Source organism: Gelidibacter pelagius (assembly GCF_017581925.1).
In the GTDB taxonomy this organism is placed as follows: Bacteria; Bacteroidota; Bacteroidia; order Flavobacteriales; family Flavobacteriaceae; genus Gelidibacter; species Gelidibacter pelagius.
This window is the reverse complement of record NZ_JAGEVG010000074.1, coordinates 1-500: the sequence shown is the minus strand read 5'-3', so window position 1 is coordinate 500 and position 500 is coordinate 1. Positions and strand designations below refer to the sequence as shown.

Genomic DNA, 500 nt, shown 5'->3' with positions numbered 1-500 from the left:
ATAAGCGATTCGTACAAGTTTTGTGAAATGGAAACGTGAAATTCAACTTGGAACTAAATTGAAGAGATCCCGCCCGAAAGCGGGATAAGCGATTCGCACAAGTTTTGTGAAATGGAAACGTGAAATTCAACTTGGAACTAAATTGAAGAGATCCCGCCCGATGGCGGGATAAGCGATTCGCACAAGTTTTGTGAAAAACAAAACTTGGCTCTCTGCTTACATACTTTGGGTATAGTAATTATAATCTTTTAAAATGGTATCGATAAATTGGACATCACTACCAATGATCGCCTTTACCTCTATGACTTCAGTTATTTTATTGCGTAATTTAGTCAAGGTCTGATAATCATTGGCTGATTTAGCAATAGTAAACGTGTCTTTAATAATCCGGGCATCATTGTCTGAAAGCTTGATCACTGTTGGATAAGTGGGCTTATAATCGTCCGTTAAGTGCTCTAAAATCGTGTGACTGATATTTACTTTGTCTTTTAGTAAAATAA

The 500-nt window shown here is 36.8% G+C and carries 1 pseudogene; it reads right to left on the bottom strand.

From position 1 onward, the window contains the following. Nucleotides 1-216: 216 nt before the first annotated feature. A pseudogene (locus J4051_RS18870) lies at nucleotides 217-500 on the bottom strand (RDD family protein); the annotation flags it as partial.